This window comes from Sphingomonas sp. FW306-1B-B10E (assembly GCF_058782005.1).
Map to the genome: position 1 here is coordinate 18568 of NZ_JBYSXG010000031.1, position 25652 is coordinate 44219.

The 25652-nt window shown below is 64.9% G+C and carries 23 protein-coding genes and 2 tRNA genes; 11 read left to right on the forward strand and 14 right to left on the reverse strand.

Annotation, left to right across the window (positions count from 1 at the left end; all coding sequences use genetic code 11):
• Positions 1–57: 57 nt before the first annotated feature.
• The gene (locus AC3WJI_RS13050) at positions 58–936 is read right to left on the reverse strand and encodes a peptidylprolyl isomerase (protein ID WP_492757706.1); all 879 of its coding nucleotides are present in this window, start codon (positions 934–936) and stop codon (positions 58–60) included.
• A 75-nt stretch (positions 937–1011) separates the two neighbouring features.
• On the opposite strand from AC3WJI_RS13050, the gene AC3WJI_RS13055 reads away from it, so the two are divergent.
• Both AC3WJI_RS13055 and AC3WJI_RS13060 read left to right on the forward strand, forming a co-directional pair.
• Positions 1012–1102: transfer RNA gene (locus tag AC3WJI_RS13055), tRNA-Ser, on the forward strand.
• 153 nt (positions 1103–1255) lie between these two features.
• A complete protein-coding gene (locus AC3WJI_RS13060; protein ID WP_492757707.1) occupies positions 1256–2455 on the forward strand; it encodes a tyrosine-type recombinase/integrase in 1200 nt (399 codons plus the stop codon).
• Here AC3WJI_RS13060 and rtcA read toward each other — a convergent pair.
• From rtcA to AC3WJI_RS13080, 4 genes are all read right to left on the reverse strand, one after another.
• Entirely contained in the window at positions 2450–3463 is a 1014-nt protein-coding gene (gene rtcA / locus AC3WJI_RS13065; RefSeq protein WP_492757708.1) for an RNA 3'-terminal phosphate cyclase, read from the reverse strand. The two genes, AC3WJI_RS13060 and rtcA, sit on opposite strands and share 6 nt — an antisense overlap.
• A 47-nt stretch (positions 3464–3510) precedes the next feature.
• Positions 3511–4737, reverse strand: a complete 1227-nt coding sequence (locus tag AC3WJI_RS13070) for an RtcB family protein (RefSeq protein WP_492757709.1) — start codon at positions 4735–4737, stop codon at positions 3511–3513.
• Positions 4738–5403: 666 nt separating this feature from the next.
• Positions 5404–6951, reverse strand: coding sequence for a vWA domain-containing protein (locus AC3WJI_RS13075; protein ID WP_492757710.1), 1548 nt, complete (start codon positions 6949–6951; stop codon positions 5404–5406).
• Positions 6952–6967: 16 nt separating this feature from the next.
• Positions 6968–7045, reverse strand: a tRNA-Pro gene (locus AC3WJI_RS13080).
• Positions 7046–7302: 257 nt separating this feature from the next.
• Between AC3WJI_RS13080 and rtcR the strand changes: the two genes are divergently transcribed.
• Positions 7303–8895 carry an RNA repair transcriptional activator RtcR gene (gene rtcR / locus AC3WJI_RS13085; protein WP_492757711.1) on the forward strand — a complete coding sequence of 531 codons (1593 nt, stop codon included), beginning with the start codon at positions 7303–7305 and terminating at the stop codon, positions 8893–8895.
• Positions 8896–9017: 122 nt separating this feature from the next.
• Positions 9018–10475: an ATP-binding protein gene (locus AC3WJI_RS13090; protein ID WP_492757712.1), complete on the forward strand. Its 1458-nt coding sequence runs from the start codon at positions 9018–9020 to the stop codon at positions 10473–10475.
• Here AC3WJI_RS13090 and AC3WJI_RS13095 read toward each other — a convergent pair.
• The 3 genes from AC3WJI_RS13095 to AC3WJI_RS13105 all read right to left on the reverse strand — a co-directional run bounded on the left by AC3WJI_RS13095 (position 10472) and on the right by AC3WJI_RS13105 (position 12329).
• Positions 10472–10795, reverse strand: a complete 324-nt coding sequence (locus tag AC3WJI_RS13095) for a hypothetical protein (protein WP_492757713.1) — start codon at positions 10793–10795, stop codon at positions 10472–10474. The genes AC3WJI_RS13090 and AC3WJI_RS13095 overlap by 4 nt on opposite strands.
• 25 nt (positions 10796–10820) lie before the next feature.
• The gene (locus AC3WJI_RS13100; RefSeq protein ID WP_492757714.1) at positions 10821–12023 is read right to left on the reverse strand and encodes a hypothetical protein; all 1203 of its coding nucleotides are present in this window, start codon (positions 12021–12023) and stop codon (positions 10821–10823) included.
• A gap of 99 nt (positions 12024–12122) precedes the next feature.
• Positions 12123–12329, reverse strand: a complete 207-nt coding sequence (locus AC3WJI_RS13105; RefSeq protein ID WP_492757715.1) for a helix-turn-helix transcriptional regulator — start codon at positions 12327–12329, stop codon at positions 12123–12125.
• Between the two features lie 727 nt (positions 12330–13056).
• Between AC3WJI_RS13105 and AC3WJI_RS13110 the strand changes: the two genes are divergently transcribed.
• The 4 genes from AC3WJI_RS13110 (at position 13057) to AC3WJI_RS13125 (ending at position 16579) form a co-directional block, all read left to right on the forward strand.
• A complete protein-coding gene (locus AC3WJI_RS13110) occupies positions 13057–14790 on the forward strand; it encodes a ParB/RepB/Spo0J family partition protein (RefSeq protein WP_492757716.1) in 1734 nt (577 codons plus the stop codon).
• A gap of 53 nt (positions 14791–14843) precedes the next feature.
• Positions 14844–15080: a sigma factor-like helix-turn-helix DNA-binding protein gene (locus AC3WJI_RS13115; protein ID WP_492757717.1), complete on the forward strand. Its 237-nt coding sequence runs from the start codon at positions 14844–14846 to the stop codon at positions 15078–15080.
• Between the two features lie 74 nt (positions 15081–15154).
• Entirely contained in the window at positions 15155–16078 is a 924-nt protein-coding gene (locus AC3WJI_RS13120) for a HEPN domain-containing protein (protein WP_492757718.1), read from the forward strand.
• Between the two features lie 60 nt (positions 16079–16138).
• Complete coding sequence (locus AC3WJI_RS13125; RefSeq protein ID WP_492757719.1) at positions 16139–16579, forward strand: hypothetical protein; 441 nt, start codon at positions 16139–16141, stop codon at positions 16577–16579.
• A 98-nt stretch (positions 16580–16677) separates the two neighbouring features.
• Here the strand turns inward: AC3WJI_RS13125 and AC3WJI_RS13130 are convergent, their stop codons facing one another.
• Together AC3WJI_RS13130 and AC3WJI_RS13135 are read right to left on the reverse strand one after the other, a co-directional pair.
• On the reverse strand, positions 16678–16893 hold the full coding sequence (locus AC3WJI_RS13130) for a conjugal transfer protein TraD (RefSeq protein ID WP_492757720.1): 216 nt from the start codon (positions 16891–16893) through the stop codon (positions 16678–16680).
• Between the two features lie 16 nt (positions 16894–16909).
• Positions 16910–17230, reverse strand: a complete 321-nt coding sequence (locus tag AC3WJI_RS13135) for a conjugal transfer protein TraD (RefSeq protein ID WP_492757721.1) — start codon at positions 17228–17230, stop codon at positions 16910–16912.
• Between the two features lie 170 nt (positions 17231–17400).
• Here AC3WJI_RS13135 and traA point away from each other — a divergent pair, with 170 nt between their 5' ends.
• On the forward strand, positions 17401–20217 hold the full coding sequence (traA, locus tag AC3WJI_RS13140) for a Ti-type conjugative transfer relaxase TraA (RefSeq protein ID WP_492757722.1): 2817 nt from the start codon (positions 17401–17403) through the stop codon (positions 20215–20217).
• A gap of 18 nt (positions 20218–20235) precedes the next feature.
• Here traA and AC3WJI_RS13145 read toward each other — a convergent pair whose 3' ends face one another.
• Both AC3WJI_RS13145 and AC3WJI_RS13150 read right to left on the reverse strand, forming a co-directional pair.
• The gene (locus AC3WJI_RS13145; RefSeq protein ID WP_492757723.1) at positions 20236–20472 is read right to left on the reverse strand and encodes a hypothetical protein; all 237 of its coding nucleotides are present in this window, start codon (positions 20470–20472) and stop codon (positions 20236–20238) included.
• Between the two features lie 15 nt (positions 20473–20487).
• The gene (locus tag AC3WJI_RS13150) at positions 20488–20751 is read right to left on the reverse strand and encodes a hypothetical protein (RefSeq protein WP_492757724.1); all 264 of its coding nucleotides are present in this window, start codon (positions 20749–20751) and stop codon (positions 20488–20490) included.
• A gap of 47 nt (positions 20752–20798) precedes the next feature.
• Here AC3WJI_RS13150 and AC3WJI_RS13155 point away from each other — a divergent pair, with 47 nt between their 5' ends.
• Entirely contained in the window at positions 20799–21104 is a 306-nt protein-coding gene (locus AC3WJI_RS13155; protein ID WP_492757725.1) for a hypothetical protein, read from the forward strand.
• Positions 21105–21345: 241 nt separating this feature from the next.
• Here the strand turns inward: AC3WJI_RS13155 and AC3WJI_RS13160 are convergent, their stop codons facing one another.
• Together AC3WJI_RS13160 and AC3WJI_RS13165 are read right to left on the reverse strand one after the other, a co-directional pair.
• Positions 21346–21831: a helix-turn-helix domain-containing protein gene (locus AC3WJI_RS13160; protein WP_492757726.1), complete on the reverse strand. Its 486-nt coding sequence runs from the start codon at positions 21829–21831 to the stop codon at positions 21346–21348.
• 45 nt (positions 21832–21876) lie between these two features.
• A complete protein-coding gene (locus AC3WJI_RS13165) occupies positions 21877–22128 on the reverse strand; it encodes a type II toxin-antitoxin system RelE family toxin (protein ID WP_492757727.1) in 252 nt (83 codons plus the stop codon).
• Between the two features lie 387 nt (positions 22129–22515).
• On the opposite strand from AC3WJI_RS13165, the gene AC3WJI_RS13170 reads away from it, so the two are divergent.
• On the forward strand, positions 22516–25485 hold the full coding sequence (locus tag AC3WJI_RS13170) for a KAP family P-loop NTPase fold protein (RefSeq protein ID WP_492757728.1): 2970 nt from the start codon (positions 22516–22518) through the stop codon (positions 25483–25485).
• The last annotated feature ends 167 nt before the right edge of the window (positions 25486–25652 follow it).

Genomic DNA, 25652 nt, shown 5'->3' on the forward strand with positions numbered 1-25652 from the left:
CGCATGCGGCGCGCCAGCCTTGGACAGGCGCAAGCCGAACCGGGATTGCGGCGGCCGCTAGGGCGCCCGCCGCACCGGCGCCTGCGCGTTGCAGATGTCGGCGCCGCCCGCGGGGACGGTGAAAAAGGGCGGCTGGCGGTTCTCGCGCTCGTTCAGCCAGGCGGCGAAGCGCGCATTGTCGGTCGCGCGGTACTGGAAATGCGGGCGTTCGTCGTCGGGCAGTTGGCTGGCCAGCCGCACCGACAGGATCGGCACGCGCTCGCCCGCATCCTCATAGACGCCGAGCGCACCGCCGCCGCGCGGCAGCGTCGACAGCCATTGGATGCCCTCTACCACGCGTCCGACGATCGCGATGTTGCGGTCGAGATGCCGCGGCGCATGCCCGATCACTGCATAGAGTTCGGCGCCGCTGCCGGTGCTCGGCGCCAGATCGCGCGCCACCCCGACCATGCCATAGCAATGCGTCAGCCAGCTTGCTTTGCCGTCGGTGGCGAGCGGCCAGCCATCGGCGCTGTGCCCGGTCTTCGCCGCATAGGGATCGGTGCGCGCGAATGTGGTGACCCCGTCATAGCGGCTCCATTCATATTCGGCAGGCGGGTTCTCGATCACATTGGGAGGAAGGACCGCCGGCTTGTCCTCGCCACCGCCCCATTGCGCGACATAATTGTCCTGCACCCGGTAGACGCTGGTGCCGTCCCACCAGCGTGCCTCGGCGAGCTTGCGAATATTGGCGACATGCGCGGGCGCGTAAAGCGGCGCCAGCCGGATGAAGACCTGGTGTCCGCCGCGCAAGGTCATCACCAGCAGTTCGTTGTCGGGGATCGTTCGCCAGTCGGCGGGGATCGCGTCACCGGCGGCGGGCGCGGCCGGCGCGGTCTGGGCGAGGACGGGAAGGGCGGCGGCGAGCGCGGAGAGCGCGAGCAGGGGCTGGAGCATGGCAGGAGACTGACACGCGCCGCGATGCTTGCCTAGCCCGCGCGCACGGGCTAGGGCCGCGCCTTCCGGGTATGCGGAGCGGTGGCCGAGTGGTCGAAGGCGCTCGCCTGGAAAGTGAGTATACGGCAAAACCGTATCGAGGGTTCGAATCCCTCCCGCTCCGCCACTTACGCCCTTCTCGGGGCTCGCCAAAAGCCTCATAACCTGCTAGAAAACCGCAGAAATCAGCGGTTTTCGTGTGCCGCTGCATTTCACTGAATCCTACCGGATCCCACGTTCAGTGTGGGGAAGAGTGTGGGGAAGAATGGGGTGAGATGCCATGGGAAAGCTGACTGCAGGTAAGATCCGCTCCCTATCTGAGCCCGGCCGCTATTCTGACGGCGACGGGCTATTCCTCGAAATTAACGGCAAGGGTGCCGCGAGCTGGATCCTCCGCGTCCAGACAGGTGGGATCCGGCGGGACTTCGGGCTTGGCTCAGCGAAGTCCGTCTCGCTGAAGGACGCGCGAGAAGCGGCTTTTGTCATGCGGAGCAAGGTCGCTCAGGGGATCGACCCGGTCGCGGAGCGGAAGCAGGAGCGAATCGAGATCCCGACGTTCCGCAAGGCGGCCGAACTGGTCCACGAGGAACACGAGAACGCTTGGAAGAACGGCAAGCATCAGAACCAGTGGATCGCGACCCTCAAGACCTACGCCTTTCCGAGCCTTGGCGATCGTCTGGTCAGCGAGATCGAGGGACCGCTGATCCGTGACGTGCTGGCTCCGATCTGGCTTGCAAAGCCGGAGACAGCGCGGAGGGTTCGGCAACGCATCGGAACGGTGCTCGACTGGTCATACGCACGTGGGTTCCGTGCGACCGAGGCTCCGATGCGCTCGCTGTCGAAAGGTCTTCCTCGACAGCCTAAGAAGGACAATCATTTCGCGGCCTTGCCCTATTCGAGCATCCCAGAGTTTCTCGAAAAGCTTGGCGAACGTGAGTCCGTCGGACGGGTCGCACTCGAAGCGCTGATCCTAACGGCGGCACGATCAGGCGAGATCCGCGGCGCCACTTGGTCGGAGCTTGACCTTGAGGCCGCCCTCTGGACCGTGCCGGCGGCGCGTATGAAGATGGGCCGCCCCCACGTCGTGCCGCTGTCGCCCGAAGCCGCTGCCGTGTTCAAGCGGGCGCAGAAGTTCAAGACGGGCGTCGGCGATCTCGTGTTCCCCGGTCAGAACCCCCAGAAGCCGCTCTCGGATATGACCCTCCTCAAGATCCTGCGGGACATGGACCTCGCGGTGACGGTTCATGGGTTCCGCTCCGCGTTCCGCGACTGGGTCGCCGAGCAGACCGACTATGCGGGCGAAATCGCTGAGGCCGCTCTTGCACATACCGTTTCGAACAAGGTGGAAGCTGCCTATCGTCGAACCGATTTCGTCGACAAGCGGCGTCTGCTCATGCGTGATTGGACGGCGTTCTGCATGAAGGTGCCCGCCACCGCCGGTGAGGCGGGGCGGGCTGAGATGTCACCCGACGCACTATAGGCGCACTAGGTGGCAGCCGCTGGGCTGCTGATCGAAGACCCAACGCTGGCCGGTGAAACGCTCGATCACGTCCGTCGCAGTCCGGGCATGCTGGCTTGGCTTCACCGTGGTGAAGCACCCGCCGCCTGCCAACGCGAACGGCAAGAGTAACTGATCGGCGAGGTAAGGACCCGCAAAGGCGTCGGACGACAGGTAACCGGCCATCCGGTGTGCTGCGGTCTTGGCGAGAGCCTCGGCCGAGACGCCCAGCTTGCCAAAGCCGGTCACGATTTCCGTCGTGTGCTCGAAGGACGCCTCCAGCATCAGCGCATTGCCCGGTCCCTGTTCCTCGGGGAGCTGGCGAACGCTGAACGCCTCTTCTGGCCACTCCGGAAGAAGCTTGCGCGCCGTCGCCATCTCACGCTCCGCGATGTTGAACGGCAGCGCCGCAAACAGGGCCGTTGCCGAAACCGACTGCAACGCGCCCCGGTCGACGCAGTCGATCGGCGTTAGCGGAGCCGGCACGATCTCCACTTCGATCCGGCCACCGCCGCGCGGAAAGAAGCCATGCCGCAGCAGTCGCGCTGAGACCTGCGATCCCATGCGATTGATGATCGGCAGGAACACGCGCTCGATGAACTCGAACGGCGGCGCCATCATATTGTGCGTGCCGCCCTCCAGCACCAGGCGGGAAGGCGCGTCGGCCAGCAGCAGCGGCATCAGCACCGTTTGCAGCACCAATCCCGTGCTGCCGGCGGTGCCCACTGCGAAGCGGTAGTCGCCCGGCGTCACTCGGCCGGGCGTGAAGGCGATCTCGGTGGAGCCGACCGAAGCGCCTTCGCACTCCGCGCCACCGATCGCGCATGCCGCCTCGACCGCCGTCAGGTGCTGGCGCATCAGGCCCGGCTTCTCGCGCCCCCCGCGAACATTGGTGATTCGGAAAGGCTGGCCGGTGGCGAGCGACAGCGCCAGCGCGTTGCGCACGACCTGTCCCCCGCCTTCCCCTTCCGATCCGTCGATGATGATCATGGTTTTTCTCTTCTAATGGCGGTGTGCGCCAAGAGCGGACGAGAGCTTTAGCCCTTCACGCACACCACCTGCTTCAGCGTATGGACGATCTCGACCAGGTCGGCCTGCGCCGCCATCACGGCCTCGATCGGCTTGTACGCCTTCGGCGTCTCGTCGATGACGCCCTCGTCCTTGCGGCACTCGACGCCCGCAGTGTCGCGGATGTGCTCGTCGAGCGTCACCAGCTTCTTGGCCGCGGTACGCGACATCACGCGTCCCGCACCATGACTGCAGCTATCGAACGATTCAGCGTTGCCGAGCCCGCGCACGATGAACGACTTCGCGCCCATCGAGCCCGGGATGATGCCCAGAACGCCCTTGGCCGCGCGTACCGCGCCCTTGCGGGTGACCAGCACATTCTCACCGAAGTGGTTCTCGCGCTGGACGTAGTTGTGGTGGCAGTTCACCGCCTCCAGCTCCGCATCGAACGGCTTGGCGATCTGCCCACGCAGCGCGCGGATGACGTTGGTCATCATCATGCGCCGGTTGAGCGCGGCGAAGTCCTGGGCCCAGCCGACCGCCTCGACATAATCGTCGAAATGGTCGGTCCCTTCCGGGAAATAGGCCAGGTCCTCGTCGGGCAGGTTGATGTGCCACTTGCGCATGTCCTGCTTGGCCAGCTCGATGAAGAACGTGCCAATCGCGTTGCCCACGCCGCGCGAGCCCGAATGCAGCATCACCCACACCCGCTGCTCCTCATCGAGGCACAGCTCGATGAAGTGATTGCCGGTGCCGAGCGTGCCCAGATGCACGAGGTTGTTCGTGTTCTTGAGCCGCGGATGCTTGTCGGTCAGCCGATCGAAGCGCTGCGTGAGCGTTGCCCAGGCCTCGACGATCGCCGGCGGCGGAGAACCCCACGAACCGGTGTCGCGCTTGCTGCGCCCCACCGAACGCCCATGCGGCACCGCCTGCTCGATCGCCGAACGGATGCCCTCCAGATTGTCGGGCAAGTCGCTCGCCATCAGCGAGGTACGCGCCGCCATCATGCCGCAGCCGATATCGACGCCCACAGCCGCCGGGATCACCGCGCCCTTGGTCGGGATCACCGAGCCCACGGTCGCGCCGATGCCGACATGGACGTCGGGCATCGCAGCGACATGCTTGAACACGAACGGCATCTGCGCCGCGCGCGTCAGCTGCGCCCGTGCGCCGTCTTCGACCGGCACGCCGCGGGTCCACATCTTGATCGGTACGCCGCCTTCGACGTGCTGGTAGTCAAACATCGCTTCGGTCATTTCGACCTCCTATTCGCAATTCGTATCAGTGCAGCCTCGGCGCGGCGACGACGGATTGACGAGACATTCGGCCTTGCGACCGGGAGGATTCGAACCTCCATTCCCAATGTAGTCCCGTCGGCATTCGCCGCGCGTCGGCCGTTGCCGGCGACAAGCATTGGCGAGACATTTCCCTGAGCCATCCAGTTTCCTGGAGGCGGAGTTGGACCGCCGACCTCCTGCCCGAAGGCAGGCGCTCTGACCTGTAGTCCCGCCGGCATTCGCCAGCTTCTAATTCAGTTCCGGCGACGAGAAATGCGATGGACAGCCCCCAAAGGGACATCGTGACAGGATGTAGTCCATCGCGGCATTCGCCAGCGTGAGGTGGGTCACGGCGACAAGGGTGAGAAGGACGGCCCCGAAGGACCCGGTGCTCTAACCAGGCTGAGCTACTGCACCTTTCGGAACAGGCGGGATTTGAACCCGCGACACCCGCATTACCAATGTAGTCCTTCCCGGCATTCGCCGTGACGTTCGTGTCGGGCCGTGGCGACGAGAGGGAGCGAGACAGGCCTTTCGGCCACCGAAGGGTATCGAACCCTCGCACCGGAATTGCTTCCGGGCATCCCCAACGGATCGGACAATTGGATGTAGTCCCGCCCGGCATTCGCCACGGCCTTTCAGTATTTACACCTCCACTTGGCTGACGATGCTCACCCAGTCGCGCGTCTCGCCGGAGACGAAGCGCGCGATCATGTTGAACACCGCGTCGGAGAAACCCCCGACATTGAGAATGTCCGCCCGCGACGCCGCTTGCGTGGTGCCGTAGGGCTGGATGTCGATGCACACGAGCTTGGCATCCGGGTTACGGCGTTTCAGCGCGTTCCACTCGTGCATCGTCGCCGTCGCCCCGCTCCGCCCGGCATCGACCCAGGACTCATTGTCGGAGACGATGACCACCAGATCGACCTCCTCGCGCAACGCATTGAGCAGAGCCAGGGGTGCCGAGACATTGGTCCCGCCTCCCCCCACCGCCGCCAGCTTCGCCGCATTCACGGCGACGCGAGCATTGGCGTCGAGCTGCACCTTCACCACGCCCTGCTCGAACGGGAGCACCCGGGTATCGCGGTTGGTCCGCAGCATCGCCGCCGCGACCAGCGCCGCGACATCGATGCATCGCACCTTCGACGAAGCGCCCTTGCGGTAGCCCGTCACCGGAGAGCTCATCGACCCCGACACATCGGGGCAGACGACCACACGGCCCGCCACGCTCGGCACCAGGACCAGCGACTGCTCGAGCGCATCCTCCAATGCGGCCTGGACTTTCAGCGGCACGCCTTCGCCGGTCTGACCCAGCGCCACCATCAACTGATAGGGCATGGGCCGAACCTTGCTCAGCGCTTCACCGTCGGACAGCCGAGCAGCCACCGCATCGGTGACGCCCGCCACACCGAACGCGCCACTGCGCGCTAATGTGTTGAGGTTCATCCGCAGCGCCTGCCACCCGATCCGGGTCGACAGAACGGCCCAGTCCTCCGCAGTCAGTTCGAAGGCAGTCAGCCATTCGAACGGCACGGGCGGGAGCGGAAGCGACCGGTCAGCCTTCCACGCTTCGAACGCGGCGATCTCCGCGGGCAGCGCGGCAACGTCGTAAGGACGCCCGATCAGCCAGCCGTAGAAGGCGCGCCGCGCTGCATCGGCAGGCTTGGGGTGCACCATGCGGACCACGTCCGCAAGGCTCGGATCCTTGCCCGTCGCCGCAGCCATCAGCTGCGGCATCGATGCCTGCTCCAACCAGCGCTGGACCAGCCGCTTCGGCCGCGAACCGAGCGAAGTCCGCCCAACCTGACCCGAGCGCATGATCTGCACGAAGTTGCGCAGCATGCGGCCGTTGTCGATCACGCGGTTGAACACCGCGATCGCCAGATCCGGATCGGCGACCGTAAGGTACGCCGCCAGCAACGCCGGCATGTCCTTCATCGCGCCCGACTGACGGGCATAGATGGCAGACTGGGCGACGAAATAGGAGTCGCAGGCGCGCGCCGCGTCCAGCACCTCGGCCAGCTGCGTTTCCGCCGCGCCGTAGAAATTGTCGGCCAGCGTGCCGGTCGCAGCGAGCTGTGCGAGCTTGTGCTCCGGCCCATAGGCATAGGCCGGCGCCTGCTCCCGGTTCAGCGTGTCCGCACGCGGCAACAGCTTGGCTACTGCCGAAGCGAAAAGTCCCTTGTTGGCCATCGTCCAACTCCTCAACTGGTCAGGGCGACAGGATTTGAACCTGCGACCTCCCGCTCCCAAGGCGGGCGCTCTGCGCAGCCTGAGCTACGCCCTGTGAAATCCTCTGGGGCGGCCGGCCTATTCCGGCCCCCCCTTCGCTGCTTGTCATTCGGAGGTTCGACCGCTCCGTTCGACACCAACGAGAAGAGCAGGAGCCGTGCCAAGTTCGACAAGGGAGCTGCGGACGACGAGTTATCGCGCTGGGATATAAGAACTTTATTCTGAAATAGCCGCGTGTCAGGCGAGTTGCTGCGCGCCACCGTGCGCCCAGATCGTATCGACAGCTATATCAACTTATCCTACGGTATAAGGATGAAGCCGCTCGTCGTGATTGGATTTCTGGGCTCAACCCTGGATGCTAGCAAATTCGGACCGTCGCGCTGGAACAAGTGGCGACCGACCGTCGGCCTGACGATGCACGACGATTTGCGGGTCGACCGGCTGATCCTGATCCATGGCACCGCGCATCGGCGCCTGGCGGAGTATGTAACCGAGGACATCTTGTCGGTGTCGCCGGAGACCAGCGTCGAGACGCGCCTGCTCGACTTCCGCGATCCGTGGGACTTCGAGGAGGTCTATGGCAAGCTGCTCGACTTCGCGCGTGCCGAGCCGTTCGATCCGGACGCCGAGGACTATCTTGTCCACATCACCACCGGCACGCACGTCGCGCAGATCTGTCTCTTCCTGCTGACCGAGGCGCGCTACCTGCCCGGACGGCTGCTCCAGACCCAGCCCGAGCGCGGCTCCATCAATCCCGCCGGAACCTGGAACACGATCGATCTCGACCTGTCGCGCTACGACAGCATCGCCACACGCTTCGCGGTCGCGACCGAAGAGAGCACGTCGTTCCTCAAGTCGGGCATCGAGACGCGTAACGCCGCGTTCAACCGGATGATCGACGAGATCGAGCGGGTGGCGCATCGCTCCAAGGCGCCGATCCTGCTGACCGGACCGACCGGCGCGGGCAAGAGCCAGCTCGCGCGCCGCATCTATGAGCTGAAGCGCCTCAAGCACCAGATCGCCGGCACCTTCGTCGAGGTGAACTGTGCGACGCTCAAGGGCGACGGCGCGATGTCCGCGCTGTTCGGGCATCGCAAGGGCGCGTTCACCGGCGCCGTCGCGGATCGCCCGGGGCTGCTGCGCGCCGCCGACAAGGGCATGCTGTTCCTCGACGAGATCGGCGAACTGGGGCTCGACGAGCAGGCGATGATCCTGCGCGCGATCGAGGACAAGCGCTTCCTGCCCGTCGGCTCGGACAAGGAGGCGGCCTCAGATTTCCAGTTGATCGCGGGCACCAATCGCGATCTCGGCGAGGCGGTGGCGTTGGGCGCGTTCCGCGACGACCTCTATGCGCGCCTCAATTTGTGGACCTTCCAGCTGCCCGGCCTGGCCGAACGGCGCGAGGACATCGAGCCCAATCTCGCCTACGAACTCGACCGTTTCGCCGAGCGGGAGGGCGATCGCGCGACCTTCAACAAGGAGGCGCGCCAGCGTTATCTGGCGTTCGCCACCGGACCGGACGCGCTATGGCCGGGCAATTTTCGCGATCTGGCGGCCAGCATCACGCGCATGGCGACATTGAGTGCCAAAGGCCGCATCGATGTCGAATGTGTCGAGGCGGAGATGCAGCGTCTGCAGCGCCTGTGGTCCGGCCAGCGCGCCGACGGCCTGGACATCCTGGCGGAAGTGCTGGCGCCCGAGGCGCTCGCGGGGATCGATCCGTTCGACCGCGTGCAGCTCGCCGAGACGATCCGGACCTGTCGGCGCAGTCGGTCCTTGTCCGAGGCCGGCCGCGCGCTCTTCGCGGCATCGCGAGCCCGCCGAACATCGGCGAACGATGCCGACCGGCTGCGCAAGTATCTTGCACGGTTCGGACTGGACTGGTCTGGCGTGGCGTCGGTCTGACCTGAGGGAACTGCGCCTCCATTGGCGCCTGAAATGACCTCGCTCTAGTTCTCGTCGCCGGCTGACAATCAGTCGGTTCATGATATGTAGGCCTCGTTTCCGAGGTTCAGATTGGCGGTTTGATGGCACTAATCGAGCGTGACGTGGCGCTGGTAGATGAGCTGCGTCGCTCGCGAACCGAAGATGCGTGCGTGGAGTTCAAGCACAACAACGACGACCCCGAGATGATCGGCAAGCTTGTGTCGGCGCTCTCGAATGGTGCGCGCTCGATCGGTAAGGAGGTCGCTTACATCCTCTGGGGCATCGAGGATGGCACCGGACGCATCGTAAGCTCGACCTTCGATCCGGATGCGAAGACAGTCGGCGGGCAAGCATTCGTTTTCCGCTTGGCGCAACTGCTCAAGCCGAGCCCCGCTTTCGAGTTTCGCACCGTCCATCATCCAGAGGGACGGGTCGTGCTGCTGGAGATACCCGCCGCCACGATTGCCCCCGTCGAATACTCTGGCACGGCCTATCTGCGCGTCGGCAACGCGACTCCCAAGCTTTCCGATTATCCGGAACGCTATCAGAAGCTCATAACCAATTTACGGCCCTATGTTTGGGAGGCAGGCAACGCAAAGACGTTCGTTGATGCCGATGCCGTGTTGGAGTTGCTCAACTACCCCGCCTACTTTCGGCTCACGGGGCAGAAGCTGCCAGATGGTCGGGCCGCCATTTTGGAGCGCCTCGAAGCCGAACGGTTCATCACGGGCGATGTGGGTGGGCGTTGGAACATCACCAACCTCGGCGCGATCCTGTTTGCCACCGACCTCAGCAAGTTCGACGAGGCCGTATCGCGAAAGGCGGTTCGCTTCGTTGCCTACGATGGGAAGAACAAGGCGGCTACCGTCACGCACCGGCAGGATGGCAGGCTGGGATATGCAACGGGTTTCTCGGGCTTGGTCGAATATATCGACGGTCTGCTTCCCAAGACCGAACATATCGGTCCGGCTTTTCGAGAGGCGGTTCCGCTCTTCCCCCAGATCGCCATCCGCGAGCTGATCGCAAATGCGTTGATCCACCAGGACATGACGATCTCTGGCGCCGGCCCGCAGATCGCCCTATTCAAGGATCGTCTTGAGATCACGAACCCAGGTCAGCCGCTGGTGGAAGCTGACCGCATGATCGATTTGCCCCCTCGGTCTCGCAACCCGACGATCGGCGCATTCATGCGCCGTATCGGTCTGTGCGAGGAGCAAGGAAGCGGCTTGGACAAGGTGGTCGTGGCGATCGAGGAATTGCACCTCCCACCGCCTGTGTTTCAGACCACGGAAGCATCGCTGCACGTAATCCTTTATGGTCCCCGGCCCTTCGCCGACATGACCCCCGGCGAACGTGTCCTCGCGGCATACCAGCACTCGGTGATCAAGTGGCTTGAGGGCGAGAAGATGCGGAACGCCTCCCTCTGCGACCGGCTCGGCGTTGATCGCCGCAACGCCGCTCAGATTTCGGCGGTGATCAAAGAGGCTATGAAGGAAGGCTATTTGAAGCCCGCGGACCCGGACCATCCGCGGGCGGGCTACTTCCCAAGTTGGGCCTAGACCGCGTTTCTTGATCGGGTTTTGATCCTGGGCCGCCCCTTCGCATGGTGAAACTCACTAAAATGTTGAAAATGCTGCATTTTGTTGATTTTCAGCTTAGCTGAGTTTCTTGATCGAAAGTTCGGCGAACCTGAAAAAGAGGTCTGATCGAGAGGGAGAGCGCGGTGAGAATAGGCATGGAAGGCGATCCTGAAGAGGCATTCGACACAGAGCTTAAGCGTGCGATCGCTGCCGCAGTTCGAGCGCAGTTCGGCAATGGCGACCGTCGTGAAGCGAATCGCCGGGTCGAGCGCCTGGCGGAACGTCGGCTCGAAATGCACAGCCAGCTTTCGCGCATTTGCGCCGCTAGGTGCTGAGTGGCTTGACGACCAAGTGCTCGTCCACCTGCCCTGACATTACCGGATCGATCCGGTCTGCCTCCGCCGCCGCCCACTGCTTCCACTCGACCAGCACGGTAGGGTCCAGATCGCGACGTCCGTCCTCGATCGCCGCGCTTACCGACGCAATAAGGGCCCGCAGGTCCTGCGCGGTGCGCAGCAGCTCGGCGCTGCGATGCAGAGCCGCCAGACGCTCCTGATTGCGCTTTGCCCTAGCCTGCTGCCGGCGCTCCTCCCGCCAAGCCTCCATGTCGGCCTGCTGCTTCAGTCGCTCCCTGATGCTCAGTCGGTAGCGTGCTTCGCCCGCGGCGATGATCGCTGCGGCGATATCGGCGACGATCGCCTCCAGCTTGATGTCGCCGTCTTCCCACATTCGCGGGAAGCCCTCGGGCAGCGCGGCGGTCAACTCGACGCGCAAAGGCGCCTTGGGGGGTGCGGGCAACGGGTCGCCGTGGCGGCGATGCGTCGCCGAGCTTTCGCCCGGGTGCCGGACATAGACCTGGACCTGATGATCGCCGATCGTGGCGCGGAAGCCGGGTTCTTCACCCCATAGCTCGCAATGGTGCCCCAAGCGGGTAAGCACCTGCATCAGCGAGTCCGCGATCCGCAGCTTGCGCTGTTGCTCCGGCTGCTCGAACACCGTGGCGAGTTCCCACTTGGGAAATGTCGATGTCGCGATCTTGTCGAGCCGGCGCTCGTCGCGGCGCAGCAGCGTCTGCAAGGCACGATGGGGTCGTTCCAGCTTCCGCGGCACCGATACCTTGCCGACCTGCTTCAAGGCGTCGGCGCGCAGCTGATCGAGATCTTCAGGCACGTTGTCACTGGCGAACGGGCCGTCCGGGCTGACGGCCGGACCTTGATCCTCCCGGAAGCGATCCGCCAGCGTGCCATGGACCAGCAGGAGGCTGTCCTGACCTGGCTTGCGAGCCGGCAGCGGTGTTCGCGTCACCGCTTTGCCGGCCTGCAGCTTGTTCCAATAGCCCGCCTGCGGAAGCGGGATGCCATGTTTCCGGAGTGCCGTGGTCAGCCGATGGTCGGAGATGCCGAGTTCGGCGGCGAGTTGCCGGATGGGCGCGGACCAGGCGAGATCGTACAGCTGCGCGCGGCTGACCCGCACTTCCGCCTGCTGCGTCGGCCACCAGGTCGAACCCGTGCCTCCGATGATCGACATGCGACTCTCCGTCAGGACGGAGGCCTTGGTGCCTCAGCTCGCCTTCCTCGCCAACACTGCATTTGGCGGCCCACAGGGCGACGGAAGTCGGTGTGCAGGCTAGCCATCGTGGTGTTGGTAGAACATCGGGTTCTTGAGCCACTCGATGATCGCGGACTCCCGCCAGCCTGCGCAGCGGGTGCTGATCTGGATGTTCTTGGGGAAGGTGCCGTTCTGCATCTTCCGGTACATGGTCGAGCGGCTGAGGCTGGTGCGCTCGAGAACGGCTTTGATCCGGAGAATGCGGTCGGGGGCGTCGGTCTGCATTGGGACCACCTTGCATCTGATACACCGGGGAGGTGCTTCCTGGGTGATTTTGATCCTGCCCACCGGACGCGAAAAGAGCCTCTCTGGTGCCACCGGGTGCCTGCGGCGGCCAATCGCGGCCAAGGTCTCGAATGCTGACGTGTCAGGGCGTCTCACGCCTGCGGCGTGATCGCGCTCTTCGCCGCGTGGCGGCGCCGAGTCGCTCTGCGGCGTCTCGGCCCGTTCGGGTCGCGATCGACTGACGCGAGTGCCGGCGAAAAGCCGGCGGGAGCGGAACGCGGGGACCAGGTGAGCGCACACTGACGCGCTCCTGCGGAGACGCCAGGGTTCGCATCGTTTTTGGTTTCCGCGTGGCGCGCTCGATCCGGCCGGAGGGCGTGGCGACGGCTGGCCCACGGGCGCGCGCGCACGCCGCCGCGACGGCCGGCCGGATTCGAGAGAGCCTCCTTTGTGCAGCGCCGCTGGCGCTGGGCAGCGCTGCGCGCTGAGTGGCTGCGGACGCGCCGCTGCGCGGCGCGGCGTTTTGCCTCCGGCACTCGAACTGGCGGGGGTGGGCGTCGCTCCCTCTAGTCCCGCCGCGGCGTGCCGCAACCCGGCTGCGCCGGGTCCTCCTCTTCGTTGCGGCCCTGCGGGTGCTGCCCGCCGCTTGCACGGGACTGCCGGTCACTCCTGCCGCCCACCCCCGCCATTCCGGCGCCGGTTGCGGTGGTTTTCAGGAGTAGGGACAATGGAACTCAAGCATATCGGCATCGCCAATCTGTTCGTCTCGCCTGCGAACATGCGGGCCAAGGGCAAGCCGGACCTGTCGCACATCCTGCCGTCGATCCGGGCGCGGGGTGTGCTCGTGCCGTTGATCGTGCGGCCATCGTCGGAGGCGGAGCGGTTCGAGATCGTGGCGGGTAAGCGGCGCTACCATGCGGCGCTGGCTATCGCGGAGGAGAGTGGCGGGGAGGACTCGCTGCCCTGCGCGGTGATCGCGGCGGGCGACGATGCGGCGGCGCTGGAAGCCTCGCTGATCGAGAATGTCGCGCGGCTCGACCCCGACGAAGTGACGCTGTGGGAGACGTTCACTCGGCTGGTGAAGGAGGGGCGCACCCCCGAGGACATCGCGCTCACCTTCGGGCTGACCGAATTGCAGGTGAAGCGAACGCTGGCGCTCGGCAACCTGCTGCCCCGCATCCGTGGGCTTTACCGCAAGGGCGATATCGATGCTGGGACCGTGCGGCATCTGACCCTCGCCTCCAAGGTCCGGCAGCGCGACTGGCTGGTGCTGTTCGACGATCCGGCGGTGCATTGCCCAACCGGGCACCAGTTGAAGGCGTGGCTGTTCGGCGGGGCGTCCATCCCGGTGAGCGCGGCGCTGTTCGATCTGACCGGCTATGCGGGCGAGATCGTCTCTGACCTGTTCGGCGACGATCGCTGGTTCGCCGACGCCGCAAGCTTCTGGGCGGCGCAGACGGTGGCCATCGAAGCCAAGGCCGAAGGCTATCGGGAGGCGGGATGGCGCGAGGTGATCGTGCTGCCGATTGGCGAGGCGTTCCAGAGCTGGGAGCATGAGCGCTGCGTCAAGCGCAAGGGCGGCAAGGTGTTCCTGGCTGTCGGGTCGCGCGGCGAGGTGACCGTCCATGAGGGCTATGTCACCCGCAAGGAGGCGCGGATGGCAGAACTCGGTGACGGGCTGGTCAAGCCGGTGCGGCCCGAGACGAGCGCGCCCATCCAGAACTATGTCGATCTGCATCGACACGCGGCGGTGCGCGCGGACCTGATCGGCCAGCCTTTCGTGGCGCTGCGGCTGATGGTGGCGCACGCCATCATCGGCTCCCCGCTGTGGAATGTCCGGATCGAGACGCAGCGGGCGAGCACCGACGCTGTCGCCGAGAGCGTGGAGGGTTGCGCGTCCGAGGCTCGGTTCGACGAGAAGCGGCGGGCGGTGCTGGCGCTGCTCGGCTTTGATCCCGAGACCCCGACCGTCAGCGGTGGCTATGACGGCGATCATGGTGTCGCCGGGTTGTTCGTGCGGTTGCTCCAGCTGCCCGATCCGGCCCTGTTCGATGTGGCGGCGGTGGTAATGGGCGAGACGCTGGAAGCGGGCACGGCGTTGATCGAAGTGCTGGGACCGCTGCTTGGCACCCACATGGCCAAGGTCTGGCAGGGCGACGACGCCTTGCTCGACCTGATCCGCGACCGCGAGGTGATCGGCTGCGTCTTGGCCGATGTCGCGGGCGAGACGGTTGGGAGCGCGAACGAGGGTGCGGCCGGCAAGGTGAAGCGCCGGATCATCCGCGATTGCCTGACCGGCGAGAACGGGCGGACCAAGGTCGAAAGCTGGGTGCCGAAGTGGATGGCGTTCCCGCCCGCCGCCTACACCGAGCGCGGCGGCGTCCCGACCGTCACCCGGGCGAACAAGGTCGCGGGCATCGCTGCCGCGCCTGAACCGCTGCCGCTGCGCGTCGCCGCGTGATCGATGCTGGCGGTCGCGAGGCCGCCAGCTTCCTCCTGTCAGGGAGACCTCCGATGATCCAGCATCCCGATCCCCGCACGCTCCGGCGGCTGCGTCGTGCGATCCGCAGGCTGCCGCGTGACCAGCATGCGGTTTTCTGCGCCGCGCGCTTCGAAGATCTCAGCTACGAGCAGATCGCCGAGCGTACCGGCCTTAGCGTGGGCCAAGTCGAGCAGCTGCTGGCGCAGGCGCTGTTCGCGATCACCCTCGACGTGGATCGTCCGCCGCTCCGATGGTGGCGCTTCTGGTAACCGCATTCACGCCGCGCGAGGCTCGCCTCGCGCGGCTGTGCTTTTCTGCAGGCCTGCGATAGGATCGTTTCGCCATGCGCACGGACCTCGACCATCTGCCCCCGGCCAAGCAGCGCGAGCTGGAACGCGTCGTCCAGATTCTGTTCGAGGAGTTCGGCGACGCGACGGCAATCGCGACCTCGGACTGGAAGAAGCAGGCGCGCATCCTCAAGGTCATCCTCTACGGCAGTTATGCGCGCGGCGGCTGGGTCGACGAGCCGCATACCGCCAAGGGCTATCAGTCCGATTTCGACCTGCTGATCATCGTCAATCACGACAAGCTGACCGACCGGGTGGAGTTCTGGTCCACCGCCGAGGAGCGGCTGAACCGCGAGCTGGCGATCACCAAGACGCTGCGCACGCCGGTCAACTTCATCGTGCACACGCTCGCCGAGGTGAACGATGGGCTGGCGCACGGGCGCTATTTCTTCATGGATGTCGCGCGGGATGGCATCGCGCTCTACCAGAGCGAGGACACCGAATTTCACGAGCCAAGACCGAAAACGCCGGCTCAGGCATTGGCCATGGCAAGGGAGTATTTCCAGGAATGGCTCCCCAGCGCTGAAGACTTCATGCAAGGATGTCGTGATGCCCGTGCAAGGGGTCGTTTGAAGAAGGCCGCCTTCGACCTTCATCAGGCTACCGAGCGCCTGTATCACTGCGTGCTACTGGTCTGCACGTTCTACACGCCGCACGTGCACAATCTCGGCTTTCTTCGCACGCAGGCCGAGCGAATCGACCCGCGTTTGGTCGACGCTTGGCCGCGCGACAATCGCACCGACCGCTCCCGATTCGAGAAGCTCAAGGAAGCCTATGTGAAGGCCCGCTACTCGAAGCACTATCGCATCAGTGAAGAGGAACTCGCATGGCTCGGGGAGCGTGTCGAAGTTCTCGGCCAAGCCGTTCAGGTGATCTGCGAAGAGCGCATCGCGGCGCTCGAGCGAAGCGCCGCCGCCTAGCCGGGGATCGGCAGCTTACGCCGAATAGCGGACACGGCTCGGGTCGCGTAGAAGGGTACCATGACCGCCGACCTGACATTGCGTTACGAGTTTAGTTCTGATCCCCACGACGACTTCGGTTGGCTAGCGGTATCAGTCCAGACGGATGCGTTCACCGGTCGTGGTGGGTTCTGGGTGCAATGGCAAAACGTCAAAGAGATGTCTCAGAAGCTGGATGCCTATCCGTTTTCGCCCGCGAACCCGTTCGTCGAGGAATGGGGGCAGTGCAACAGCGACGGCTCCAATTACGAAGTCATTGTCGGCATTTCGATTTTGCCCGCGAACAAGACCGGTGATCTTGATGTGATCGTTCGCATAGCGGATCATCATGATACGCGGCGGCAATGCCAGGCCGTGTTCCGAACAAACTATTCCAACACGGCGAACTTCGCTGTCGAGCTGAAGGCGTTGATGGATCGGCAGCGAGCCGAAGCAGTGCTACTCGGACGGAACGTCGGCTAACCACCGAAAAGGCGACCGTTCCCGGCCGGCGTACCGGCTGCCAAAAAAGCGGACTGACGGCTGGGGACTATTTGTTGACCATGCAATAACGCTGGTGATCAATTGTCCGCCGATTGGCTGAATTCTCTTTTCCCACGACGGCGCCACGATGTGAGGGCCTGTTCTCGATCATCGCTCCGCAGCATCGCCGCGGCAGTCACCAGAATGCCGAAGATCACCGCGCGATCATCGTCGGTCAGGTCGATCAGCCCGGCCTTGGCGACCAAACCGCCGAGTTCGATCAACTGCCGGGTGCGCTCGCGTCGCTTCACCACCCAGATTCGCTTGTCATCACGCGCGCTCCTGGCGTGAAGCCGGCACCTCGCTGCTCTTGTCCGGCGCGCTGCGATGCTCGTTCTTGTTAGCGTGTCGAGCACCGCGCGGTGCCGCCTGAAAGAAGGCGGCGCCGCGCTTGCGCCAGCCCTCCTTGATTGCGGCGTCCGTGCTCTCGACGGCGCTCAGCAGCGCGCCGGCCAAATGCTCCGGCGGGAGCGCATCGGCACCCGTTGCAAGTAACAGTTCGCCCAGCTGGTGCAGCTTGCGATCCTTCAGTTGTCGGGCTCTCTGCTCTAGCGCCTTCAACTCCGATTCGTAGTCGCGTGGTTTGCGCATGACGCTTCCTCAGTTGCGGGGTGAGGGTGACTTAGTTATCGATGCGAACGAACAGCATAAATAGCATGAAACATCGTGGGACGAATGCGTCCCGAAGAAGATGAAATCTTTTGAGGGCGCGCTTATACGTTGTGCCAACGTCGCTTGAATAGTGTAAATGGATTGCCGCCATGGCGATCTACCACTTCTCGGCCAAGATCATCTCCCGCGCCAACGGGTCATCGGCGCTTGCGTCCGCCGCCTACCGCTCTGCTTCGCGGCTGCACGACCAGCGGCTCGACCGCCACCACGACTTCTCGAACAAGGCGGGTGTCGTCCACTCCGAAGTGATGCTGCCGGACGGTGCGCCCGAGCAGTTCGCCGACCGGGAAAAGCTCTGGAATGCCGTCGAGGCGGCCGAGCTGCGCAAGGACGCGCAGCTTTCCCGGGAAGTCGAGTTCGCCATTCCGCGCGAGCTGGACTTGGCCGAAGGCGTTCGGCTGGCCCGCGAGTTCGTAGACCAGGAGTTCGTCGCACGCGGGATGATCGCCGATCTCAATGTGCACTGGGATGTGGGCGCCGATGGCGAGCCGAAGCCTCACGCGCACGTCATGCTGACCCTGCGCGACGTCGACGAGAGCGGGTTCGGCAAGAAGAACCGCGACTGGAACCGTACCGACCTGCTGGAGAAATGGCGCGAGCGCTGGGCCGATCACGCCAATCAGCGGCTCGCCGAACTCGATATCGATGCGCGCATCGATCACCGCAGCCTTGAAGCGCAAGGTGTCGACCTCGAGCCCCAACACAAAATCGGCCCGGCAGCGTCGCGCATGGCTGCAAAGGGGCTCGAACTCGAACGCGTCGACGAGCATCGCGAGATCGCGCGATCGAACGGCGCGAAGATCATCGCCGCTCCGCGCATCGCCCTCGACGCGATCACCCACAACCAGGCGACGTTCACGACGCGTGACCTCGCCATGTTCGCGCACCGGCATAGCGAGGGAAAGGAGCAGTTCGACCGCGTGATGACGGCGGTGCGCGCATCGCCCGAACTGGTACGGCTCGGCAAGGATGGGCGCGGCCAGGATCGCTTCACCAGCCGCGAGATGGTCGAGACCGAGAAGCGTCTCGAGCGTGCCACCGTCCGGCTGGAGGCGGGGCGGCGACACGGCATGGACGAGCAGCATCGCAAGCTCGCCCTCGTCCGCGCTGAAATGCGCGGACTGACGCTGTCGAGCGAGCAGCGCAGCGCTTTCGACCATATCACCAGGAGCCAGGGGCTTGGCGTGGTCATCGGCTATGCCGGGACCGGCAAGTCGGCGATGCTTGGGGTCGCGCGCGAGGCGTGGGAGAGCGCTGGCTATTCGGTGCATGGTGTGGCGCTGTCCGGCATCGCCGCCGAGAATCTGGAGAGCGGCTCGGGCATCGCATCGCGGACGATCGCCAGCATGGAGCATCAATGGGCCGAGGGGCGCGAACTGCTCACCAAAAGTGACGTGCTGGTGATCGACGAAGCCGGCATGATCGGCACGCGCCAGATGGAGCGCGTACTTACCGAAGCGGAAAAGCGCGGCGCCAAGGTGGTGCTGGTTGGCGACCCCGAGCAGCTACAGGCGATCGAGGCCGGCGCCGCGTTCCGGACGACTGCCGAGCGGCATGGCAGTGTCGAGATCACCGAGATCCGCCGGCAGCGGGAGGATTGGCAGCGTGACGCCACGCGCTACCTAGCGACCGAGCGCACCGCGGAAGCGATCGGCGCGTATGCGCGGCACGACCGCATCCATGTTGCTGAGACGCGAGACGGCGCACGCGCCGAGTTGATCGATCGCTGGGATCGGGATCGTTCGGAGGCGCCGGACGCCTCGCGCATTATCCTCGCCCACACCAATGACGAGGTGCGCGCGCTGAATGCGACCGCTCGCGACAGGCTGCGCGCCGAGGGCGCGCTTGGCGAAGACGTGGCGATTACCACCGAGCGTGGGAAGCGGGACTTCGCGCCCGGTGATCGTGTGATGTTCCTGCGCAACGAGCGCAGCCTCGGCGTGAAGAACGGCACGCGTGGCCAAGTGCAGTCGGTTACCCAGGCACGCATGGCTGTGCTGCTCGACGACGGCCGCTCGATCGCATTCGACGTGAAGGACTATGCCAACATCGATCATGGCTACGCCGCGACCGTCCACAAGGCGCAGGGCGTGACCGTCGACCGTGTCCACGTGCTGGCGACGCCCGGCCTCGACCGGCATGCCGCCTACGTCGCGCTGTCGCGGCATCGTGACCGGGTCGATTTGCATTATGGTCGCGACGACTTTGCCGACAGCCATGCCTTGACCAAAGCGCTGTCGCGCGAGCGCGGCAAAGACATGGCTGCGGATTATCCGGCTCCAGAACGGACGGAAGTGCAGCAGCCAGCGCGCAACCGGTTTGCCGGGCTGAAGCTCCGCGTGACGCCGGATGTGTCCGAGCTAAACCCGTTCGAGCGGTCTGTCGTGAGCGTTGCCCGCGCGGCTGCCGATATCCTGCGCCTGCGAACCGAGGGCTATTCGGAGCTTCCGCATCAGCGTGTCGCACTCGACAAGGCCGTCGCTGAAATGGAGGCTCTGCGCCCTGGCATCAAACGCGACCTGCAGAACGTGTTCAACGTCGACCGCACGATGCTCGACGAGGCTGCGAAAGGGCGACCGCAACAGGCGATCCGCACTATGGCGCTGGTGGCCGAGATGCGAGCCGACCCGGCGAACCGCGCCGACCAATTCGTCGCACGTTGGGACAAGCTGCGGAAGCAATCTCAGCGCGCCTATGCCGCGGGTGACGTAACGGGCCGCAAAGCCATCCAGAGCGAGATGGCAGGGATGGTGAAGAGCCTCGAACGTGACCCGCAGATGGAGTCGATACTCGCCGCACGAAAGAAGCAACTCGGGATCACGATCGACAGCGGTCGCCGGCTTGGAGCGGAGTTGGCGTTCAACCACGGGATCGACTTCGGGCGGGGACGTGGGCTTGGACGCTAAGGGTGAGGTATGGCCGCGTCAGTAACGAAAACGCTCGCGAATGAAGTCCAAGTCGGCGCGTTCGGCCGGCAACAGCTTGTCTGGCATCTGGCTCTCGAATTCGTCGAGAAGCTCTTTCAGTTTCTTGAGGCCATGTTCTCCATAGCTCGCGCTGCGGAGAATGCCGGCCTCCAGAAGGATGCCCACCGCGCGCAGGCCAAAGACGGCCTCGGCTCTCAGAAAATCATCGCGCTTGCCGTCAGTCAGGCTGGGCATGGTGTTAATTCCCAATCAGTTGAGAAAGTCATCGTAGGTCAGGGCAACGGGCTCCGTGGGGCGCTCAGCAAGGCGGCGGACCTTCCGACGGGCGTGGAGTTGAATCTCTCCGATGTTCAGCCGCACAATCTCGTCCGGCCTCAGGTTTCCTACCGGGCCGTACAGCCTATCGAGCGTGATCAGGTCGATAGTGAAAGAGAGCGGCTTGCCCCACATCCATTCGGGGATTGCGAGTCGATCGCTGTCAGGTTGAACTTCGAAGGTTACTTTCGCTGTCATGGCTGAATATTTGGTCGTTACTCGTCCGACAATCAATCGGTGCAGGCATGAAAAGCCAGAACCGCTCGTCAGCCGTGATGCAGCAGCGTAGCGAGGCGACGGACAGCCTCGACGACGAGCCCGAGATGCTCGACTTCGCCTTGATCGGCCGGTTCGAGCCGATGGTGGATTTGATCGTCGGGAATCCGCCGTTCAACTTGGCCGAGGAATTCATCTCGAACGGGATCAATCGATCGCGCGTGGGCGTGGCGATGCTGGTACGCCGCGCCTTTATCGAGGGCGAAGGGCGCTATGCGCGCCTCTTCTCGAAGCGGCCGCCCGATTACGAGCTGCATTTCGTTGAGCGCGTGTGATGCTGCGCGGGCGGCTGGTACGATCGGGCGAGATCGACCCGCTCGCCGAGAAGCCCGGCACCGAGGCCTCGACCACTACCGCGTACACCTGGCTCGTCTAGGTGAAGGCCGGTGACGGCGACACGCGCGCCCGCTGGATAGCGCCCTGCCGGCGCCGGCTTGAGCGGCCGGACGACTATCCTGTCTATCCGACCGCCGTGGCGGCGCCGGGTGGCATGTTCGAGGAGCTGGCGTGAGCGTCCTAATCAGCATCTGCGAGCGCATTGGCGCGCGAGGGCTTCATCAGTCGGCCCGTGGCAGGCTCCATCGAGTTTGCCATCGCCTTCCGCATCTTGTCGCGCGGCGTCTCAGGCGGGGGGTTGATGTGCGCGATCGGGGCTTCCAGCACGTCCGCGATCTTGCGGAGGGTGTCGTCGCGGCCGCAGCCCGCCGGCCCCGCTTCGATCCGACCGATCGCGGCCTGGGTTACACCGACCCGCTGCGCCAGCGCAGATTGCGTGAGCGTGCGATACCTACGCCATGCGAAAACCGGGTTCTTGCCGGCGCGGACATCTGCAGAAACTTCCGGAGGGATGCTGCCCTCGCGGCTGATGGACTCGCGGCCGTTCATGGCGGCGGCGAGATCCTCGGCGTCCTCTTCGGCGGCAAGCAGCTCTTCGTGTCGTTCACGGGTGATGATGACCATTTCCGTGCCGTCGGGCGCGGTGAAGGCCTGGTAGGTGGACATAGTCTTTTTCCTTCTATCGCGACTGATGGGACGCGCTCCGCGCCCCTAGCCGTACACTTCTCGTCTGTGGCCGATGGCCTGAATGTCGAGGATGGTTCCGTCCTCGTCGAAAATGACCCGGTAGTTGTCGACGCGAAGGCGGTGAGCGCTCGTGCCGCGAAGACGAGTGACGTTGCCGGCGAGGCTGTCCGGGTCATCGGCCAGCTGCTCGATCTTCGCCTCGATCTTGGCGGCCTGCACCGGGTTCATCCGGGAGAGGGCGCGGTCGGCTGCGAGGCTGTAGCGGATCGTCTTCACAAGGCGACAATAACAACAAAATACAACAAATCAAGCGCTAATGTTATATTTTGTTGTTTTCCAAGTCGTGCCGGTTCTCCGGGATAACCGCTCACCGCCGCAAAGGACCGCTTGCGCCTGGGATGCGCAGATTCGGCTGGGCGGCAGCGCCGCGTCATGTACTTCCAGGCATGGTCGCCCGTAGAAGGCACCCAAGTCACGATGCGGCACCGGCAGAAAATACCAACAAGAAAATCACTTCCTCGCCCGCCATCTGAGCAGCATTAACGGTTTCGAGCCGTACTCGGTGATGCTAGACCAACGCGTGATTGTCGGGGGAGCAATCGTGCAGCAGCGATATCTTGCGCATTTTCACGCTAGCCCTGCGCCTAGCAGGATACGCAGCTGATGGATGCGCCCGCACCGCCCCCGTCTGCCGCCAATGGCGGCGGGCCAGCGGCGATCGCTGCGAGTGTCTCGACCAAGGCGAGCGGCGACCTGATCTTCCTGCCGAGCGATAGCCATGGCACCCCGGGCACGCTCAACGGGCAGATCCGCAAGCAGCTGAGGCTGCCAGAACTGCCGGACGCGCGAGCGCTCGCCAAGGGCTATGCGATCCAGCGCACCCCGGAGCGGCTGATCTGCTATGTGGTGACAGTGTCAAGCGACAGCGCTGAGGTCGCGCTGGAGCGCAACCTCGCAGCAGCGCTCGCCGATCCGGAGCTGGCTAGGGCAAGGAGCTATTGGTTGCCGCTGATGGGCACCGGCACAGCCAAGCTTAGCCACGAGGCCAGCGCGCGTATCCTGCTCGATCAGCTTGTACGCCACCCGCCGATTCGCGACGGACGCGCCACGGCCAAGATTGCGATGCCTAACGGCATGCCGGCCGAGGTGCGCAACCGTATCAACACCGCGGTCGCCATTGCCGTTTCGCAGCTGAGCGCGCCACCGCGTGGCGCAGGCAATGACGCCAGTGCGAAAGCGGCACTACCTCCGTCACCACCGCCCAGCAATCCCGCCGACGCCTATCAGCTGCCGCGTACGGCGGCAGTGACGGCGCTACTGGAGCTCGCCAGTTTGCTCGCGCCGCTGCCTGAGCCAAAGCGCACGCAGGTCTCGACCAGCCTGGTCTTTTTCGCGCTGGCCGAGAGCAGCTCGGCGGCAGCTGCGCCGGCGCTCGCCAATGACGGCGCGGCCGAGACCTTCGCCGCCGCGGTCCAGCAGCTTGGCCGCGCACACTATGCGGTGTCGTGGCGCGATTATTTCAAGCACGACCGCAAGCCCGATCCGCTGCTCGACCCGCCATCCGAACTCTTACCCCCAACCCCCAATGTGGCCGCGGTGCTAGCTGCGGCCAAGACGCTGGCCGGCCCTGGCGACGAGCCGGTCGCGATCGACCATGTCGTGACCGCGCTGCTCGACCAGCGCAGGGGGCGGATGCGCAAAATCCTGGCGGCGATGCAGATCGAGGCGACCAAGCTGCTCGAGGAATATCGCGACGCCCGAGTGGGTCGCGTGGCGACGCGGTTTCAGAACGACGTCGCCGGGAGCGACGACCGGCTCGACTATGCTCGCTATGCCGAGGCGATCCACAAGTTCTTGATCGACCGCCAGACCGAGTCGCCCTTGAGCGTCAGCATCCAGGCGCCCTGGGGGGGCGGCAAGTCGACGCTGATGCACCAGCTGCGTGAAAGGCTTGATCCGAAGAAGCTCCGAGAGCGCTACAAGAAGGCCAACCTGCTCAGCGACGCCAAGCGGCTGACGCTAGGCGCGCTAGGCGACCTTCTCGACAAGCGCGAGGGCATCGCGATCGACTCCGGCGAAACCGCTGATCCCAGCCGCCGCTGGACGATCTGGTTCAACGCCTGGAAGTATGAGACCACCGATCAGCTCTGGGCAGGGTTGGTCGACGCGATCGTGTCGCAGACCGCACAGCGCCTGTCGCCGGTCGAGCGCGAGAAGTTTTTGCTCAAGCTGCAGCTGGCGCGGATCGATGATGGCATCATTCGCAAGCGCGTTCACGACCGGGTCGCAAGCCTGTTCTGGGGCAAGAGCAAGGCGCTGGTCCTTGGCGGCGCCGCCGCGGTCGCCAGCTTGTTCGCGCTCGGCGCGGCCAGGCCGGCGCTGCCGGACCTCGCTCAGCAGCTGATCGGGCTCGGCAGCGCCAATGGCTATGTCGGGGCGCTGGTCGTGCAGGCGGCGCTGTCGCTGCTCCTGATCGGCAAGTATCTCTTCGTCAAGGAGAAGACCAAGACTGAGCCGGCCAAGTTCAGCCTCGCTGACATCCTCAAGGTGCCCGATTATGACAAGGGCGTCGGCGAGCTTCACCATGCCCATGCTGATCTGCGCAAGGTGCTCGAGGTGGTGCCGCAAAAGGCAGCCGATGGCAGCGCTGCTCCGCTTGTCATCTTCATCGATGATCTCGACCGCTGCAGCCCGGGCAAGGTGGCGAGCGTGGTCGAGGGCGTGAGCATGATACTCGCGACTGATGAGTATCGCTGCATGTTCGTGATCGGCATGGATCCCCAGATGGTCGCGGCCGCGCTCGAAAAGGCGCATGAGGATGTACGCAAGAAGCTGCCTCGCTACGAGCGGCAAGTGCCGCTTGGCTGGCGGTTCATGGACAAATTCGTGCAATTGCCATTCACCCTGCCGCCCAGCGATGCCGACGCGTTCAATCGCTACGTCGCCTGGCTGGCAGGCGAGCCTGAGGCGCCGGTCGCCCCGCCGCCAGCACCTGTAATAGTGCCACCCATTCCAGCCGATGATCCGCCCGACATCCCCGACGGTGAGGACGGGCCGATCCCCGCGCCGACGCCATCGCTGGCGGCGTCCTCAGATAGCCAGAGCGACGCAGCATCAGAGCGCAATCCCGATGTCGAGGCGTTCGTCGAGAGTCGCGATGTCGGCGCGATTATCCGGCGGATCGCCGACTTCTCAGTCGGCAACCCGCGCGAGATGAAGCGGATGGTCAATCTCGCGCGGTTCTACCTTACGCTCAAGGCGGCGCGCGCAAAAAATCAGACCGCATGGCAGCCGCCAAGCGCGGAGCAATACGCCCGCTGGATCGCGCTGACCCTCCGCTGGCCCGATATGCTGCGCTGGCTGCAATGGGGCGCGGACGAAGCGCATTGGCCGCCCGAGACGCTCGGCACCGCACTGACTGTGCGGCGGCTGCGTACGCTCGAGGCGCAGGCCGACAAGGCAGCGACCCCACAAGCATGGCGGATTGCGCTCGCCGAGCAGCTAGGCCTGCCCGCCGAGTCCAACGATAGCGGCTGGGCCGACGACGCAAGGCTGTTCGAGTTCTTCAAGACCGAGAGCGGGCTCACGCCAGGCAAGCGGCTATCCGACGCTGCGGTACGCGGGTTCTGGTAGGCCGGCAGCGGCATCACAGGTAGACATGAAGGACGATCCAGATCCCCTCGACCGGGGCGCTCACCTGTTCCCGGATGCTTGGGCGCCTATTTGCTCGATCGGCGCCTGGCACGGCTGGGCATCCGCCCGGCCGAGCTGTCGGGGCTGGACCGGCTGGCGCTGGGCGG